General features: G+C 72.4%; 20 protein-coding genes and 1 tRNA gene. 6 read left to right on the top strand and 15 right to left on the bottom strand.

Annotated elements, in window-relative coordinates:
* From ACFE64_RS11890 to ACFE64_RS11870, 5 genes are all read right to left on the bottom strand, one after another.
* On the bottom strand, window positions 1-272 hold a 272-nt coding region (locus ACFE64_RS11890), incomplete at its 3' end, for a class I tRNA ligase family protein (protein ID WP_375392677.1).
* Between the two features lie 76 nt (window positions 273-348).
* Window positions 349-2427 carry a prolyl oligopeptidase family serine peptidase gene (locus ACFE64_RS11885; protein ID WP_375392676.1) on the bottom strand — a complete coding sequence of 693 codons (2079 nt, stop codon included), beginning with the start codon at window positions 2425-2427 and terminating at the stop codon, window positions 349-351.
* Window positions 2428-2491: 64 nt separating this feature from the next.
* Entirely contained in the window at window positions 2492-3019 is a 528-nt protein-coding gene (locus ACFE64_RS11880) for a DUF2497 domain-containing protein (protein ID WP_375392675.1), read from the bottom strand.
* A 22-nt stretch (window positions 3020-3041) separates the two neighbouring features.
* A complete protein-coding gene (locus ACFE64_RS11875; protein WP_375392674.1) occupies window positions 3042-4544 on the bottom strand; it encodes a TolC family outer membrane protein in 1503 nt (500 codons plus the stop codon).
* Between the two features lie 9 nt (window positions 4545-4553).
* On the bottom strand, window positions 4554-5219 hold the full coding sequence (locus ACFE64_RS11870; protein ID WP_375392673.1) for a protein-L-isoaspartate O-methyltransferase: 666 nt from the start codon (window positions 5217-5219) through the stop codon (window positions 4554-4556).
* Window positions 5220-5470: 251 nt separating this feature from the next.
* Between ACFE64_RS11870 and ACFE64_RS11865 the strand changes: the two genes are divergently transcribed.
* Window positions 5471-6133: a PEPxxWA-CTERM sorting domain-containing protein gene (locus tag ACFE64_RS11865; protein WP_375392672.1), complete on the top strand. Its 663-nt coding sequence runs from the start codon at window positions 5471-5473 to the stop codon at window positions 6131-6133.
* A gap of 17 nt (window positions 6134-6150) precedes the next feature.
* Here the strand turns inward: ACFE64_RS11865 and ACFE64_RS11860 are convergent.
* Together ACFE64_RS11860 and ACFE64_RS11855 are read right to left on the bottom strand one after the other, a co-directional pair.
* A tRNA-Cys gene (locus ACFE64_RS11860) sits at window positions 6151-6224 on the bottom strand.
* Window positions 6225-6261: 37 nt separating this feature from the next.
* Window positions 6262-6678, bottom strand: coding sequence for a (deoxy)nucleoside triphosphate pyrophosphohydrolase (locus ACFE64_RS11855; RefSeq protein ID WP_375392671.1), 417 nt, complete (start codon window positions 6676-6678; stop codon window positions 6262-6264).
* 31 nt (window positions 6679-6709) lie between these two features.
* On the opposite strand from ACFE64_RS11855, the gene ACFE64_RS11850 reads away from it, so the two are divergent.
* A complete protein-coding gene (locus ACFE64_RS11850; protein WP_375392670.1) occupies window positions 6710-6892 on the top strand; it encodes a Flp family type IVb pilin in 183 nt (60 codons plus the stop codon).
* 124 nt (window positions 6893-7016) lie between these two features.
* Complete coding sequence (locus ACFE64_RS11845; RefSeq protein WP_375392669.1) at window positions 7017-7187, top strand: Flp family type IVb pilin; 171 nt, start codon at window positions 7017-7019, stop codon at window positions 7185-7187.
* Window positions 7188-7290: 103 nt separating this feature from the next.
* Here ACFE64_RS11845 and ACFE64_RS11840 read toward each other — a convergent pair whose 3' ends face one another.
* From ACFE64_RS11840 to ACFE64_RS11825, 4 genes are read right to left on the bottom strand one after another with little or no spacing between them, the layout of a single operon-like run.
* Window positions 7291-8232: an acetyl-CoA carboxylase carboxyltransferase subunit alpha gene (locus ACFE64_RS11840; RefSeq protein ID WP_375392668.1), complete on the bottom strand. Its 942-nt coding sequence runs from the start codon at window positions 8230-8232 to the stop codon at window positions 7291-7293.
* A gap of 11 nt (window positions 8233-8243) precedes the next feature.
* Window positions 8244-9146 carry a tyrosine-type recombinase/integrase gene (locus ACFE64_RS11835; RefSeq protein WP_375392678.1) on the bottom strand — a complete coding sequence of 301 codons (903 nt, stop codon included), beginning with the start codon at window positions 9144-9146 and terminating at the stop codon, window positions 8244-8246.
* Window positions 9146-10924 carry a hypothetical protein gene (locus tag ACFE64_RS11830; RefSeq protein ID WP_375392667.1) on the bottom strand — a complete coding sequence of 593 codons (1779 nt, stop codon included), beginning with the start codon at window positions 10922-10924 and terminating at the stop codon, window positions 9146-9148. The genes ACFE64_RS11835 and ACFE64_RS11830 overlap by 1 nt, the downstream gene beginning before the upstream one ends.
* The gene (locus tag ACFE64_RS11825) at window positions 10908-11042 is read right to left on the bottom strand and encodes a hypothetical protein (RefSeq protein ID WP_375392666.1); all 135 of its coding nucleotides are present in this window, start codon (window positions 11040-11042) and stop codon (window positions 10908-10910) included. The genes ACFE64_RS11830 and ACFE64_RS11825 overlap by 17 nt, the downstream gene beginning before the upstream one ends.
* A 73-nt stretch (window positions 11043-11115) precedes the next feature.
* Here ACFE64_RS11825 and ACFE64_RS11820 point away from each other — a divergent pair, with 73 nt between their 5' ends.
* From ACFE64_RS11820 to ACFE64_RS11810, 3 genes are read left to right on the top strand one after another with little or no spacing between them, the layout of a single operon-like run.
* Window positions 11116-11730, top strand: coding sequence for a shikimate kinase (locus ACFE64_RS11820; protein ID WP_375392665.1), 615 nt, complete (start codon window positions 11116-11118; stop codon window positions 11728-11730).
* Window positions 11727-12827, top strand: coding sequence for a 3-dehydroquinate synthase (aroB, locus tag ACFE64_RS11815; protein ID WP_375392664.1), 1101 nt, complete (start codon window positions 11727-11729; stop codon window positions 12825-12827). Before ACFE64_RS11820 ends, aroB begins: the two co-directional genes overlap by 4 nt.
* Complete coding sequence (locus ACFE64_RS11810; protein ID WP_375392663.1) at window positions 12827-12967, top strand: DUF2256 domain-containing protein; 141 nt, start codon at window positions 12827-12829, stop codon at window positions 12965-12967. The genes aroB and ACFE64_RS11810 overlap by 1 nt, the downstream gene beginning before the upstream one ends.
* Window positions 12968-13121: 154 nt before the next feature.
* Here the strand turns inward: ACFE64_RS11810 and ACFE64_RS11805 are convergent, their stop codons facing one another.
* From ACFE64_RS11805 to ACFE64_RS11790, 4 genes are read right to left on the bottom strand one after another with little or no spacing between them, the layout of a single operon-like run.
* The gene (locus ACFE64_RS11805) at window positions 13122-13454 is read right to left on the bottom strand and encodes a DUF423 domain-containing protein (protein WP_375392662.1); all 333 of its coding nucleotides are present in this window, start codon (window positions 13452-13454) and stop codon (window positions 13122-13124) included.
* Window positions 13451-15232 carry a cation:proton antiporter gene (locus ACFE64_RS11800; RefSeq protein ID WP_375392661.1) on the bottom strand — a complete coding sequence of 594 codons (1782 nt, stop codon included), beginning with the start codon at window positions 15230-15232 and terminating at the stop codon, window positions 13451-13453. Before ACFE64_RS11800 ends, ACFE64_RS11805 begins: the two co-directional genes overlap by 4 nt.
* A gap of 13 nt (window positions 15233-15245) precedes the next feature.
* Window positions 15246-15680, bottom strand: coding sequence for an iron-sulfur cluster assembly scaffold protein (locus ACFE64_RS11795; protein WP_375392660.1), 435 nt, complete (start codon window positions 15678-15680; stop codon window positions 15246-15248).
* Window positions 15677-16225 (bottom strand): CvpA family protein, encoded by a 549-nt coding sequence (locus ACFE64_RS11790; RefSeq protein WP_375392659.1) that lies wholly within the window; start codon window positions 16223-16225, stop codon window positions 15677-15679. The genes ACFE64_RS11795 and ACFE64_RS11790 overlap by 4 nt, the downstream gene beginning before the upstream one ends.
* Window positions 16226-16421: the final 196 nt, after the last annotated feature.

Raw genomic sequence — 16421 nt, 5'->3', positions numbered from 1 at the left:
ACCATCTGCGTGGCGATGCCGGCATGATCGGTGCCGACCACCCACAGCGCGTCCTTGCCCTTGAGCCGGGCGTGGCGCGTCAGGACGTCCTGCAGCGTGTTGTCGAGCGCATGGCCGATATGCAGCGAGCCCGTGACGTTGGGCGGCGGGTTGACGATCGTCCACGGCTCCGCGCCCGGCCGCTCGGGGCGGAACAGGCCATTCTCCTCCCAATGCGCATACCAGCGCGCCTCGATCGTGGCGGGGTCGAAGGTCTTGGGCAGCTCGGACATGCGCGGGCTGTAGCGAGCGTCGCCACCCTCGTCACCCCGGCCGAAGAGCCGGGTCAACCCCGGGGTGACGGAGGATTCACTTCACGGTCGTCGCGTCCGGCGCGACGTGCAGGTCTGCCGCCGGCGCCCTGCCCGTCCAGCGGTCCATCCAGCCGAGCACCTCGGCATACCATTGCCGGCTCTCCTTGGGGTGGAGCACCCAGTGGTTCTCGCCCGCATTGACGAGCAGCCGCGAGGGCACGCCGCGCCGCTGGAGCGCGGTGAAGGCGGCGATCCCCTGCGTATAGGGGATGCGGAAGTCGCGCTCGCCCGTCACCACCAGCATCGGCGTCTGCCACGCGGCGACGTAATTGACGGGGTTCCATTTCTCGAACGCCTGCGGGTCCTCGAAATAGGCGTGGCCGCCATGCTCCCATTCGTCGAACCACAGCTCCTCGGTCTCGTACGCCATCGCGCGCGCGTCGAACACACCGTCATGCTGGACGATGCACTTGAACCGATCGGGCCAGCGGCCCTCGATCCAGTTCATCATGTAGCCGCCATAGGAGGCGCCGAGCGCGCAGGCATTGTCGGCATCCAGCCACGCGAACCGGTCGGTCGCGGCCTTCAGCCCCTTCTGCAGGTCCTCCAGAGGCTTGCCGCCCCAATCATTGCTGATCGCGTCGGTGAAGGCCTGGCCGTAGCCGGTCGAGCCATGGAAATCGACCGCGACCACGCCATAACCCGCGCCCGCGAAGAGCATCGGGTTCCAGCGATAGGACCAGCTGTTGTTGAACGAGCCCTGTGGGCCGCCATGGACGAGGAAGGCGACCGGCACCTTGCCTGCCGCGCCCGATGGCCGGACGGCATAGCCCCATACCGTATCGCCGTTCGCGCCGGGGAAGGAAAAGCGCGTCACCGTCCCCATCTCGATCCCGGCGAGCCGATCGGCATTGACGCTGGTCAGGCGCACCGGGCGGCCCTTGCCCGCCAGGCTCCAGTAATCGGCGGGCGCGGCGAGCGAGTCCATCGCATAGACGACGCCCTTCGGCGTGACCGCGACGGCGGCGACGTTGCCCTGCCCGGTGAGCCGCGCGGGCCTGCCGCCGGCGAGGTCGACCGTCCAGAGCGGGTTTTCCTGCGTGTCCTCGGCAGTGACGTAGACCTTGCGGCTGTCGGCCGACCAGAAGATCGATCCGACCGATCGATCCCAGCCCTCGGTCAGCGCGCGCGTCGTGCCGCTGCCGAGGTCGCGCAGCATGAGCACCTGCCGGTCCGCCTCGAAGCCGGGCCGCTTCATTGCCACATAGGCCAGCCAGCGTCCGTCGGGCGAGACGGTCGGCAGGGTATCGGTCGCCCGGTTGGCGGCGGTGAGATCGGTCGGCGCCGCCGAGCCGTCCGCGGGCGCCGCGAAGAGGTCGAGATTGGTCGAGAGCGCCTCGATCCGCCCGGCCTCGCGCAGCGCGAAGTAGAGCGTGCGGCCATCGGCGCTCCAGCTCACCTCCTCGCCCCCACCCATCGGCTTGGAGGGCGTGTCGCCGACCAGCCCGTGCTCGATCGCGACGCCGTCGCCGGGCGCGCCGTCGGCCGTCAGCGGCAGCACGAACAGCTGCGAGCGGTTGCCGTCCGCCCATGTGTCCCAATGGCGCACGAACAGCTGGTCGTACGCCCGGCCCGCGCCCGCGTTCGGGTCCTTCTTCGCCAGCGCCGGGGCTAGGCTCGGCGCGCCGGGCTTGCGATCGGCCCAGACGACGATGCGATCGCCGGTCGGCGCGACCTTGAAGCCGCCGAAGCCGCCCTTGAACGTCGTCAGCTTGCGCGCCGCGCCGCCCGCGACGGGGATCGCCCAGATCGCGTCCTCGCCGCCCTTGTCGGACGTGAAGTACAGCGTGTCGCCGACGATCTGGGGGTCGTTCTCGTTGACGTCCGGTTCGCCCAGCACCTTCTCCGGCTTCGCGCCCGTCCGCGACAGGTCGAGGCGCCAGATATCGTAGCGCCCCTTGTCGGCGGCGAGATCGGTCTCGCGCTGCGCCCAGGCGAGCCAGCGGCCGTCCCTGCTGACGGTCGGCGCGCCGACGCGGCTGAGCAACGTCACGTCGTCGATGGTGAGCTGGCGTGCGCCGGCGGGCGAGGCGGTGGCAAGAGCGAGCAGGCTCGCGGCAAGGAGGCGCTTCATGCCGCGACGCTAGAGCAGCGAGGCGCGCCGACGCAACATGCGTCCCGCGCCCCGCCGGTTGGGGTTACCGCGCCTGGCCGACGATCCGGGCGATCTCACGGCTGACCAGCGTCTCCACCAGCTCGGGCAGATTGGCGTCCAGCCACTCGCGCAGCATCGGCCGCAGCATCTCGCGGACCATGCCCTCCAAGGTGCCGTCATTGCCCGGCTCGGGCTTGACCAGCACGCGGCTGAGCGCCTCCAGCGCGCCGCGGCTCGCGGCGGCGGCCTCGCGACCGACGATCGGCTCGGCCGCGCGCTGCGGCTCGGGCGACGGTCCGGCGGCGGGCTGCGGGGCGGGCGCGACGCGCGAGGGCTCGGCGGCGCGCGGCACGGGCTCGTGAGTGTCGGATCGGGGGGTGGGCATGGGATCGCTCAGCTCCAGCACCTCGTCGTGGGCATCATCCTCGTCGACCGTGGCCGCCAGCGGCGGCGCGGTGGTGCGCAATGGCCGGCGGCCGCGCTGCGGCGAGCCGTCGCCTTCCTCGGCGATGATGCGCTTGATGGAGGACAGGATCTCTTCCATCGACGGCTCGGCGCTCAGATCACCCATCCGCAATCCCCTGCCGGCCGGCTCACTTGCGGTCGGTCGCGGTGGCACCTGTCGTCAGTTTGGGGTTGCTGTCAACCGGGGTGTCGAGCAGCGGATCGGCCGTTTTCGCCACCGTCGCGTTCTGCGCCGGGCTGTCGACCGTGCGGGTCGCGACCGGCGCGGGCTCGTGATCGTCGCCACGATCGTTGATGTTGTGGCGCACCCGGTCGTAGTTGGACAGCGGATCATAGAGCGGCCCGCCGTCGAGCCCCAGGTCGCGCGCCTCGGCTTCCCCCATCGCCGCGAGCAGCGCGAAGCCCGCGACATATTCGTCGTGGCGCGCCGTCACCAGCGTCACCTGGCTGTTGAGCAGTTCCTGTTCGGCGTTGAGGATGTCCAGGATCGTGCGCGTGCCCACCGAGTTCTCGGCGCGCACGCCCTCCAGCGACAGCTTGTTGGCGTTCACCGCCTGCTCGGACGAGGCGATCACCTCCTGCGAGGAGCGCCACACCGCATAGGCGGAGCGGGTCTGCGCGATCACGCCGCGCTCGGTGTCGGTCACCGCCTCGATCGCCTGGCTGCGCAGCGCCTCCGCCTGGCGCACCTGGGCGCCGATCCGGCCGCCCTGGAAGATCGGCAGGTTGAGCTGCAGGCCCAGTCCCCCCGCCGTCCCGCTCTGCCCGACCGAGCCGCCGCCCAGCGTGCCGAGATAGGTCGAATAGGTCCCGCTGACGACGCCGTTGACCTGGGGCGAGCGCGCGGCACGCGCCACGCCGACGTCGTAGCGCGTCGCATCGCGCTGCTTGGCGGCGGCGGCGAGCGCGGGATTGTCGGCCAGCGCCTTCGTCACCGCCGCGCCGGGATCGGTGGGCAGATGCGGTAGCGGCGGCGGGTCCTGCAACTCGCCCGGTTCGGTCCCGACGATCCGGATGTAATTCTCGCGGCTGGAGATCAGCTGGGCGTTCGCCGATTCCAGCTGCGACCGGGCAAGGCTGAGCCGCGCCTCGGATTGCGCGACGTCCGTGCGGGTCAGGTCGCCGACCTGGAAGCGATCGCGGCTGGCGCGCAGGTTGACGTCCAGCACATGCACGTTCTGCTGATTGAGCGCCACGATCGCCTCGTCGCGGATCACGTCCATGTAGACCGCGACGACGTTGGTGAAGAGCGACGCTTCCGTGCTCCGCAGCGTCGCCCGGCCCGCCTCCACCCGTGTCTCGGCGGCGGCGACCGAATTGCGGACGGCGCCGGCGCGATAGAGCGGCACGACCAGCTGCGGCCCGACCGACAGGCTGCGCGCCGGATTGGTGAAGCTGTTGCCCGAGGTCAGCAGGTTCTGGTTGAAACCCCCCGTCGCGTCGAGTGACGGCAGCCCGGCCGAACGCGCGATCGGCACGTTCTCGTCCGTCGCGCGCTGGGCGGCACGCTGCCCGGTGATGGTGGGATTGGACTGGTAGGCGCGCAGCAGCGCTTCGCGCAGCGTGTCGGCGGCAGCGGGCGCGGCCGGCATCGCCGCTCCGAGCAGGAGCAAGGACAGGACGTGACGCATGGGCGAACCTTAGAAATGAAAGCCGGTCGGCCGGTCGAAGCCGGGGAGGAGCACGCACTCGGCGTCGGCGAAGGTGGTCAGGCCGAAACCGCCGGCCGTGCGGCGACCGGCGGCCAGACGGGTCACGCCCCGCTCCACCAGGCCGGTCGCGACGCGGCCATCGGGGCGCACCTGCATTACCAGCGCCTCGGGAAGACGCTCGACCGCGCCGTCGACGATCAGGACATCATAGGGCGCGCCAGCCGCCCAACCGTCGGCGAGCGGCCCTTCGACCAGCTCGACCAGCTTATCCCCGGCCAGCGCCGCCCGCGCGGCGGCGACCAGCGCGCCGTCGGTTTCGACCGCAACGACCGCGGCGACGACCCGCGCCAGCACCGCGGCGGCATAACCGCCCGCCGCGCCCACCAGCAGGACCCGGTCGGTCGCGGCCAGCGCCGCGGCGGTGAGCAGCCGGCCGGTCGCCATCGGCGAGTTGGCGGCGCGCGCGCGGCCGAGCGGGATCGCGGTGTCGCGATACGCCAGAGCGCGCGCGGTCTCGGGCAGGTACGCCTCGCGCGGCACGCTCGCCATGGCGGCAACGATCCGCTGGTCGGCGACCGCATTGGGGCGCAGCTGGCTGGAGACCATGGCGTGGCGCATCGCGCGGGTCTCGGGCGGGTCGAGCAAGGTCATCATCCTGGTCCGCTCTGTCGCACAGCTGTCTTAGCCGTGCAATACAGTTCTGGTCTATGTCTCTATCGCCGGCGGCGCGAACCGCCAAGCCGCTTGGTCGACCGACCGGCTTTGCACGCATCGCCTAACGACCTGCCGAACCGTGCCATCCTTGCACGTCCTGTTTCTGAACATCGCTTAACCACCCTTGGCGTTAGCCCGCCCGCTCGCCTCCGCCTAACCGCGCCGCTCCACTCCAGGGACGAGGCGAAGACATGAAACAACCCATCGCAATCGCGCTGATCGGCGCAGCGGCAGTGATGACGGCGGCGAGCCCCGCCGCGGCGAGCGTCACGACCAGCTCCACGGCGTTCGGGCTGAACGACGTGCCGGCCGGCAGCACCCTGATCGACTTCGATCACGCCCTGCCCGCCGGTTTCACGCTCAGCGGCGGCCAGGTCCGCAATTTCAGCGACGGCGCCGGCGCGGAGCCCGCCATCGCGCAGGACGTGAAGGAGACCAGCTTTTACCTGACCAGCAATCCCGGCAATCCGGCGACGCTGCTGAGCAGCATCGGCTACCGGACCGTCAGCTTCCTGTGGGGCTCGATCGACGACTACAACACGGTGAGCCTGCTCGACAGTGCCGGCGCCACGATCCAGGCGTTCACCGGCATGGATATGGGGCCGCCCGCCAACGGCGATCAGGGCGCGGCCGCGACCAACCGCCGCGTGACGTTCACGACGAGCGGGACCACGTCCGCGATCTACGGGCTGCGTTTCGAGACGGGCTCGCCGGCGTTCGAGATCGACAATGTCGCTTTCTCCGCCGCCGTCCCGGAACCGGCGAGCTGGGCGATGATGATCTGCGGCTTCGGCGCGATCGGCGCCGTGCTCCGCCGGCGCGCGGCTCGCACCGGCGGCGCGGCGCTGGCCTGATCGTCCGCCGCGGACAGTGGAGGCCCGACCGGGAATCGAACCCGGGTGCAAGGATTTGCAGTCCTCTGCGTCACCACTCCGCCATCGGGCCGGCGGCGTGAGCGCCTAGCGGGCTTTGCGGCGGCGGGTCAACCCGCCGCCGCGGCCAGTGCCGCGACCAGCGGGCGGTCGGCGGGCGGCATCGGCAGCCGGGCGAGCGCCGCCGGCGTCGCCCAGCGCAGCGCCGTCGCCGCCAGCGCGACCGGCTCGCCCGTCCAGGTCGTCACGCGATACAGCAGGAGCAGCACGTCGCCCGCGCCTGCCTGTCCGCTGGCGAACGTCAGCGGCAGGCAGGCTGCCGGCGCGACGGCGATCCCGAGTTCTTCGGCCAGCTCGCGGACCAGCGCCGCCACCGGCGTCTCGCCCGGCTCCAGCTTGCCGCCGGGGAACTCCCACAGCCCGGCCATCGCCTTGCCGGGCGGTCGGCGCTGCACCAGCACGGCGCCGTCGCCGCGCGTCAACGCCGCCGCGACGACGATCAGCGGTCCCGCGCGCGCATCAGCCATTCGTTAACACGTTTGCCTGTAGCCCCTGCTCATGCGTCATGGTCTCCCGTTTCTTCGACGGCTTGCCGGCAACCAGCGCGGCGCGACCGCGGTCGAGTACGGCCTGATCCTCGCCGGCATCGTGCTCGCCATGTTCGGTGCGCTCCAGACGCTGGGCAACACCACCACCAGCATGTGGAACGACGTCAGCACCAAGGTGACCGCGGCCCACTGACCACCCGGCGCGACTCGATCGGCGATTAAACCTTTCTCAACTTCCGGCCGCTACCTCCCGAGCCGCTGCACCGGTCCTCCGGTTCAGCCGGGTGACTGAAGCTTTGGTTCAACGGAGATCGTCAATGCAGACCATTCGCAATTTCGTTCGCAACAACAAGGGTGCGACCGCCATCGAGTACGGCCTGATCGCCGCGCTGATCGCCGTCGCCGCCATCGCCGCGATGCAGGGCCTCGGCAACAACCTGAAGGCCACCTTCACCAACGTGTCGACCAACCTGCTGAAGGCTTCGTAAGAACCACCCTTCAGGTCGAAACATAGCGAGGGCGGCGCGACGCAAGTCGCGCCGCCCTTCGTGATTCTCACGACAGCGCCGCAAGCAGCCTCGGCCGAATCCGTCAGAGCCGCCCCATCGCCAGGAACTTCTCGCGCCGGGCGCGGCGCAGCTCGGCCGGCGCCATGCCGTCGAGTTGCGCGAGCGCGGCCGCGATGGCATCGCCCAGCGCGCCGATCGCCGCCGCCGGATCGCGGTGCGCGCCGCCGACCGGCTCGCCGACGATCGTGTCGATCACGCCGAAGTCCTTGAGGTCCTGCGCAGTGATCCGCATCGCGTCGGCGGCGTCCGCCGCCTTGTCGGCGGTGCGCCACAGGATCGAGGCTGCGCCCTCCGGCGAGATCACCGAATAGACGGCGTGCTCGAACATCAGCACGCGATTGCCCGCCGCCAGCGCCACCGCGCCGCCCGAGCCCCCCTCCCCGACGATCGCGGCGACGACCGGCACGCCCGCCTGGAGGCACGCCTCGGTGGAGCGCGCGATGGCCTCCGCCTGGCCGCGCTCCTCCGCCTGCACGCCGGGGAACGCGCCCGAAGTGTCGACCAGCGTCACCACCGGCAGCCCGAAGCGGTCGGCGAGCTTCACCAGCCGGACCGCCTTGCGATAGCCCTCGGGCTTGCCCATGCCGAAATTGTGGCGGAGGCGACTGGCGGTGTCGTCGCCCTTCTCCTGGCCGAGCACCATCACGCGGCGGCCGCGGAAGGTCGCGAAGCCGCCCAGAATCGCCTGGTCGTCGCCGAACGCGCGGTCGCCGGCGAGCGGCAGCCATTCACTGAACAGCCCGGCGGTGTAGTCCTTGAAGTGCGGCCGCTCGGGATGTCGGGCGACCTGCGTCTTCTGCCACGGCGTCAGCCTGGCGAAGGTGTCGCGCAGCAGCTTGTCCGACTTCGCCTGGAGCCGCGCCACCTCCGGCGCGATATTCACCGCCCCGTCCGCGGCGCGGAGCTCGTCGATGCGCCCCTGCAGCTCGGAGATCGGCTTCTCGAAATCGAGGAAGTTCGGCATGGCGGCGGCGGCTACGGCCGGGCGGGGTTCAGGTCAACCAACGGGTGCCGCGTGTTGACCAGCTCGACCAGGCGGGCGCTGTCGACATGCGTGTAGATCTCCGTGGTCGCGATGTCGGCATGGCCGAGCATCGTCTGGAGCGCGCGCAGGTCCGCGCCACCTTCCAGCAGATGCGTCGCGAAGGCGTGGCGCAGCACGTGCGGGCTGACGCGCTCGGGCGGCACGCCGGCCTCCGCGGCGAGCGCCTTGACGAGCTGGTAGAGCCGGATGCGCGACAGGTGCGCCTTGCCCGACGGGAACAGCCAGGGCCGATCGGCGGCGACGTGTGCCCGCCAGGCGGCGACCGCGGCCCGGGCGCGGTCCGACACGGGCGCCAGCCGCTCGCGCCCACCCTTGCCGCGCAGGATCAGGAACGGCCGATCGGGATGGATCGCGTTGCGCGGCAGACTCACCAGCTCCGACGCGCGCAGGCCCGAGCCGTAGAGCAGCTCGATCAGCGCCGCGAGCCGCCGATCGAGCGGCGCGACCGGCGCCCGCGCCAGCCGCTCGGCGAGCGCGGCGAACAGCCGGTCGATGTCGCCGTGGCTCAGCGTCCTGGGCAGCGCGCGCGTCGCGCCCGGCCGGGGCAGCGCCGCGCCGGGATCGTCGGCGCGATGCCCCTCCTCGGCCAGGAAGGCGAAGAAGCGCCGCAGCGCCGCCGCCTTGCGCGCGACCGTGGGCCGCGACAGCCCGGACCAGCCGCCGGCGAGCCGCTGGAGCGCGGGCGCGTCGGCCTCCGCCAGGCCGCCGTCGAGCGCGGTCGAGGCGAGCGCGAGATCGCTCCGATAGGCGGCGAGCGTGTTCCTGGCCGCGCCCGCCTCGGCGGCAAGCATTTCGAGGAAGCGGTCGATCAGCGCGCGATCACCGCCGATCATCATGCCCGCGCGATCGCCTCGGCGGCGATCATCCGCGCCTCGTTCTCCATTCCCACGGCGCGCAACGCCGCGACGATGCGGTACAACGCCGCGGGCGGCACGCCGCGCCAGCTCGGCGTCTGCATGCCGATCGCGGCCAGCAGCACCACCGTGCCGACCTCGCCGTTCGCCGCCGCGCGGTCGATCGCCGCCGTCCAGCGGTCGGTCGCGCCGATGCGCACGTCCAGCGCCGCCGCCGCGCGCTCGACATCGTCGCGCTGCAGGCGGCCGAGCCCGGCCAGCCCCGCGAACAGCAGCCGCTGCTTCAGCCGCGCGTCACCGCCGCTGCCCGCATAGCCGGACAGGTCGCTGTAGCGCAGCGTCGGCGCGCCCGGATCGGCCACCGCCAGCATCGCCCAGGCATCCCCACCCGTTGCCGCGACCGGCCGCCACCGCGCGGCGCTCTCGGTCAGGCCCGCGGTCAGCATCGCCGCGACCAGCCGGTCGGCATCGGCCGCGCGCGCCGCGCTGGGCGGCACCCGCGCCGCCGCGCGGGCGGTCAGCACCAGTCGGGCGTAGGGCGTGGGATCACCCCATAGTCGCTTGATCGCCTGGAGCCGCGCGTCCGCGCTCGGATCGGCATAGGCCGCGCCCAGGTCCTGCGCCGCCGCGGTGGTGACCGGATCGACCGGGTCATCGTCGGTGCTCGCCCCCAACGACGCGTAAAGGTCGACCAGCGCCGCGTTGGAGAGCACGCCCTGCGCCGCCGCCGCCTCCGCCGCCCTGACGCGCGCGGCGGGCGCGATGGCGGGTGCGAGCGCCCGCCAATAGCCCATTTGCGGCCCCGTCGTCGCCAGCAGCGGGTCGGGCACGGCGACGCCCGTCGCGGTGGCGAGCCCGAACCGCCAGGGCGTCATCCGATCGACCGCGTCCCATTCGATCGTGATCGCCTGGCCCCCGCCCGCGCCCGCCACCTTGCGCGCGAGCAGCAGGTCGACGCCGCCGGCGAGATGGCGGCGGCGCGCGGCGGCGATCAGGGTTGCGGCCTGCTTCGGCGCGCCGGTCAGCCCGGCGCACATCGCCTGCGCAAGCGCCCAGCCCGGCTCCCCCGTCGTCGCCCGGCCGCGATCGGCAAGCGGACACAGCCCCGCCGGATCGCCGGTCGCGAGCATGGCATTGAGCGCCACCTGGTAGAGCTTGGGGGTGTAATCCGCGTCGTCGACCGCCTGCACGACCGCGCGCGCGCCGACGCTCTCGCCCATCCGCAGCAGCAGCCACGCGCGTTCGGCGGCGAAGTTGGCGCCGTCGACGTGGTGCGGCGTGTCGACCTCGGACAGCAGCGCGCGGCGGAGCAGGATCGAGAGCCAGCGCGACGGCAGCGGCGCCGACAGCCGCCGCATCAGCGTTTCCAGATACCGGCCGTCCTCGACGCCGAACGCGTCCGCCGGCAGCCCGCCGTCGCTCGCCGTGACCGGCCCGACATGGCCGAGCGGCCGGCGCGCGAACGGCGGCAGTTCGTAATAGGCGAGCAGCGTCGGATCGGCGGTGGGGGTCGGCGACGGGGTGGCGCTCTGCGTCACGCTCGGTTCCGGCGTCGGCAGGGGCTCGACGACCGCGGTCGAGGCGCCGGCCGCGGCCGACGGCCGCACGCTCGGCTCGGCGGTCGGCTGCGTCTGCGGCTGGCCGAAGCCGGGCGGCAGGATCGACTCGGGCCGATCCTGCCCCAGCGCCGGGCCGAAGACGAACTGCGCGGCGCTCGCCAGCGCTATCGACAGCGCGACCTTACGAGAGGTTCGCAAGGTCGACCGCCTTCTCCACATGGGTCTGCGGCCGCTCGGTCGCGCGGCCGGCGAGGACCGCCATGCCGCCGACGATCACGACCAGCAGCGCGACGAGAATGAGGAGCGGGCGGGACATGGGGAAACCTTCGGGAAAGCGACGGGCACGCGCGCCCTTGCCGCGCGCCGAGCCGCTCTATAGCCCCGCCTGCGTGTTGCAAAGCCGCCAAGCCAGCGCCCCCGCATGGGACGGCCGGCCGATCGTGCTGGTCGGCCTGATGGGGGTCGGCAAGTCGACGGTCGGTCGGCGGCTGGCGCAGCGCCTCCGCCTGCCCTTCGTCGACGCCGACGTGGAGATCGAGGCGGCGGCAGGGATGAGCATCGCCGATATCTTCGACCGTTTCGGCGAAGCCTATTTCCGCGACGGCGAGCGGCGCGTGATCGCCCGCCTGATCGACGGCGCGCCCAAGGTGATCGCGACCGGCGGCGGCGCGTTCCTGGACGCGGCGACGCGCGCGCTGATCCTCGGCGAGACGGTGGCGATCTGGCTGGACGCCGATCCCAAGGTGCTGGCCGAGCGCGTCAAGCGCCGCAACACCCGCCCGCTGCTGCGCAATCGCGATCCGCGCGAGGTGCTGACCGAGCTGGCCCGCGTCCGCAATCCCGTCTACGCGCTCGCCCCCGTCCACGTCGCCAGCGCCAAGGCACCGCATGAGGCGACGGTGACGTCGATCCTGCGGGCGATCGCGCGCCAGCCCGGCCGGCGTAGCGGCGCGACGACCGACGACGCGGCTCTGCCGCGGCAGGACGAAGGACGCGGCGATTGACCAGCATCAACGTCGCACTCGGCGACCGCTCCTACGCCGTGCTGATCGAATCCGGCCTGCTGACCCGCGCCGCCGATCACCTCGCTCCGCTCGCGCGCGGGCGGCAACTGGCGGTGGTAACGGACGAGCATGTCCGCCCCCACCTCGCGACGCTGACCGCGGGGCTGGCCGCGGCGGGGATCGCGGTGAGTGCCATCGTCCTCCCGCGCGGCGAGGCGACGAAGAGCTGGGCGCAGCTGGAGCGGCTCACCGACGCGCTGCTCGCGCTCGGCGTGGAGCGCGGCGACCATGTCGTGGCGCTCGGCGGCGGCGTGATCGGCGATCTGGCGGGGTTCGCGGCCGCCATCCTCAAGCGCGGCTGCGGCCTCGTGCAGATCCCCACCACCCTGCTCGCCCAGGTCGACAGCTCGGTCGGCGGCAAGACCGGCATCAACGCCGCCGCCGGCAAGAACCTGCTCGGCGCCTTCCACCAGCCCGCGCTGGTGCTGATCGATCCCGACGTGCTGGCGACGCTGCCCCCGCGCGAGCTCCGCGCCGGCTATGCCGAGGTGGTGAAATACGGGCTGATCGACGATCCCGCCTTCTTCGCCTGGTGCGAGGCGCACGGCGCCGCGCTGCTGGCGGGCGACGCGCGCGCGCAGGCCGACGCCATCGCGCACGCGGTCGCCGCCAAGGCGCGGATCGTCGCCGCCGACGAGTTCGAGACCAACGGCACGCGCGCGCTGCTCAATCTCGGCCATACCTTCGGCCATGCGCTGGAGGCGGAGGCCGGGTTCGACGGCTCGCTGCTGCATGGCGAGGCGGTGGCCGCCGGCTGCGCGCTCGCCTACGACTTTTCGGTGGCGCAGGGCCTCTGCCCGCCGCCCGACGCCGAGCGGGTCAAGGCGCATCTGCGCCGCGTCGGCCTGCCCGACGGCCTCGCCGCCGCCCGCACCCGCGCGGACGGCGCGCGGCTGGTCGAGCACATGCGCCACGACAAGAAGGCGAGCGGCGGCCGCCTGCCCTTCCTGCTCGCCCGCGGCATCGGCCGGACCTATCTCGACCGCACCGTCGATCTCGCGACGGTCGAAGCGTTCCTTGATCGGCAGCCCCGCTGATGCCCAACGGCGTCAACAAGGCGGACCTGCCGAGCAAGACCTGCCCGGCCTGCCACCGTCCCTTCACCTGGCGCAAGAAATGGGCCCGCGATTGGGAGCAGGTCGTCTACTGCTCCGACGCCTGCCGGAAGAAGCGGTAGCGATCAGCTGCGCCTCCACCGCGCTAGTGGGGGAGGTGGCGCGCGGCGCAGCCGTGTGACGGAGGGGCTCGGGCGGAGCTTAGCGTTGCGCGAGCCCCCTCCACCACTCGCTTTGCGAGCGGTCCCCCCTCCCGCGATCGCGGTGGAGGAGCAGCTAGGCTCGCGCCAGCCCCCAGGCCAGCCATAGCCAGCCCGCGATCATCAGCGCGCCGCCGATCGGCGTCACCGGTCCCAGCCAGCGCGGGCCGCCCTCCGCCAGTCCGTAGAGCGAGCCCGCGAACAGCGCCGCGCCGGCGACGAACAGCCAGGCCGGCCCGCGCGCGCCGAGCTGCATCGCCACCAGCGCCGCGACCGCATGGAGCAGCTGATATTGACCACCGGTCTTGAGCAGCCCGGCCGCATGGTCGGACGCGCCATGCGCCCCGAACGCCCCCGCCCCGATCGCGAGCGCGCCCGACAGCGCCGCCAGCACACCCAGCCAGTTCATGCCCCTTGCGCCTCCCCGTGTCTCGTCTCGTCCCGCGAAGTCTGATGGATCGTCAGGTCGCGGCCGGCGCGGATATCGCCGCCCGCCACCTGCACCCGCAGCCGTTCGCGGTCGTTGCGGCGATAGCGGTCCTCCGCCCGGTCGATCTCCGGCCCGTCGACGCCGACGCTGGTCAGCGCGCGCCGCCCCATCTGCACCGCCGATTCCAGCACCTCGCGCACTGCATATTCCAGCGGCGCGCCGGCCAGCTTGATGACGGCACGGCGATCATAGGCGCGCACGAACACGCTCGCCTGCGGGAAGGACTCCGCCACCGCCTCCAGCAGCGGCTTGTCGACCTGGTCGCCGTCGAGGCAGAACAGGATCAGCTCCGCGTCCGCCGCGCCTGCCTGGCGCAGCAGGTCCAGCCGCGTGCCGTCGCCATAATAGACCTTCGCGCCGAACTCGCCCGCCACGTCGATCATCTCGATGTCGGTGTCGATCAGCGTCACCGGGATGCCCTGCGCGATCAGCATCTGCCCGACCGTCTGGCCGAACCGGCCATAGCCGACGATCAGCGCGTTGGCGCCGTCCGGCCGCGGGCCGTCGCGGGTCTCGACCGGCCCGGCCGGCGCGGTCCGGAAGCGCCGGGTGACCTGCATCAGGAACGGCGTCGTCGCCATCGACAGCGTGATGATCGCGCCGAACAGGCTCGCCGCCTCCGGCGCGATCAGCTGGCCGGCCTGGGCCTGCGCGAACAGCACGAACCCGAACTCGCCGCCCTGGCTGAGCAGCAGCCCGAGCGCCAGCGCTTGGCGCCACGGCATCCGGACCGCCATGCCGATGCCGGTCATGATGGCCGTCTTCGCCGCGATCAGCGCCGCCGCCATCGCCAGCACGAACAGCGGCCGCTCGGCGATCGCATGGAGGTCCAGCAACATGCCCACCGACAGGAAGAACAGGCCGAGCAGGATCGAGCGGAACGGCTCCACGTCCGCCTCCAGCTCGTGGCGATAGGGCGTGTCGGCGAGCATCACGCCGGCCACGAACGCGCCCAGCGCCGTCGACAGCCCGAGCAGCTGCATCACCGCCGCCGCCGCGGTGACCGCGAACAGCGCGGCGAACACGAACAGCTCGCGCTCGCCGAGATTGCCGATCAGCCGGAACAGCGGCTGCAGCAGATAGCGCCCCGCCAGGATCAGCCCCACCACCGCCGCGACGGTATAGAGCGCCAGCCGCCACCCCGGCGGCCCGTGCGCATCGGCGCCGTTGCGCGACAGTGCCGCGACGATCGTGATGAGCGGGACGATCGACAGGTCCTGGAACAACAGGATTGAGAAGGCGCGCTCGCCGAACGGGGTGCGCAGGCGCCCGGCGGACTGGAGCATCGGCAGCACCTGCGCGGTGGACGACAGCCCGAGCGGCAGGCCCAGCGCCAGCGCGGCGGCGAGCGAAAATCCCGCGCCGCCCCAGATGATCCCGGCGATGGCGAGGCCGCACAGCGTCACCTGGACGAGCCCGAGGCCGAAGATCTCGCCGCGCATCCGCCACAGCCGGGCCGGGTTCAGCTCCAGCCCGACGATGAACAGCAGCAGGGTGATGCCGAGTTCGGCGAATCCGAGCTTGCCCTGCGCGCCGTCGACCAGCCCCAGCGCCTGCGGCCCGACCACCGCACCCGCGACGAGATAGCCCAGCGTCGCACCCAGCCCCAGCCGCCGGAACAGCAGCACGAAGGCGAGCCCGAAGCCGAGCAGCACCACCCCTTCGGTGAGCAGCGCGGCGGGGTTCGCCTCGTTCACCCGTCGCCTCGCATCAGGCGGCCTTGGCCCGCGCCGCGTCCGCCGCCGCAGCCGCCGCCGCCTCGAAGGCGAGGCGGATCGAGGGATGGCGCGCCGGGTAGTCGCGCGCGGCCGCCAGCACGGCGAGCCCCGGCCAGTCGGGCGGCTCGCCCTTGCCGGCCAGCCAGGCGGTCAGCCCGTCGCGCGCGGTCGCGAGCTCGTCGGGCGTGCGACCGAGGATGTTCTGCGCGAGCAGCGACGACGACGCCTGCCCGAGCGCGCAGGCACGCACCAGCAGCCCGACCTCGCCGACCCGGCCGCCCGCGTCGAGCGCCACGTCCACCGTCACCCGGCTGCCGCAGACCGGCGAGCGCTTCTCCGCGGTCGCGTGCGCGTGGACGAGACGCGCGTGATGGGGGATCGACGCCGCCAGCCGCAGGATCTCGGTGGTGTAGAGCTGCCCGCTCATCGCGCCTCGCTCCCGTTGCCGGCATGGCCGCCGAACAGCGGCTCGCCATGGCGACGGCGATCGAGGATGTCGGCGATGCCGGCGCTGGTCGCGTTGAGCAGCGGATAGGTGCGCGAGCGCGTCATCCATTCCGGCCGCCGCGTCGGGCCGCCGCGCGCGGTGTCGACCACCAGCGCCACGAGCATGAAGGCGAGGCTCGCCAGGATCAGCCCCTTGATCGCCCCGAACCCGAACCCGAGCGCGCGGTCGACGGGGCCGAGGATCGAGGTCCGCGTCCGCCTGCCGAGCGCGTTGGCGATCAGCCGCCCGCCCAGCCAGGTCAGCCCCGCCAGCACCACGAACGCCAGCACCGCCGCGCCCGCGACGGTGCCGATCACCGCGACCAGCGCCTGCGTCAGCGGCGCGTGGAACAGCTTGAGCGCGAACACCGTCGCCACCCAGGCGAACAGCGACAGCACCTCCGCCACGAACCCGCGCTTAAGCCCGAGCAGCGCCGCCCCGGCGACGCCGATCAGCACGATGATGTCGAGGGCGGTCAGGGCCATAAGGACGGGAATAGGGTGGCGAGGATCGATCCGCTACCCCTCCCGCCGCTTCGCCCGCGACCAGCCGGACCTCGACGTGCGCGGCATTCGGGAGACTCTCATGGACGCCAAGCCGGTATTACTCGGCCATCTTTCCCAGTACGATGTCCGTTTGGTGGAGGCTGTGTGAGAACATCGTTGCCAGCGGCGGTCGTCA

Origin of the sequence: uncultured Sphingomonas sp. (assembly GCF_964250165.1) — a bacterium.
Classification (GTDB): Bacteria; Pseudomonadota; Alphaproteobacteria; order Sphingomonadales; family Sphingomonadaceae; genus Sphingomonas.
This window is presented reverse-complemented; position numbering and strand designations above follow the sequence as displayed.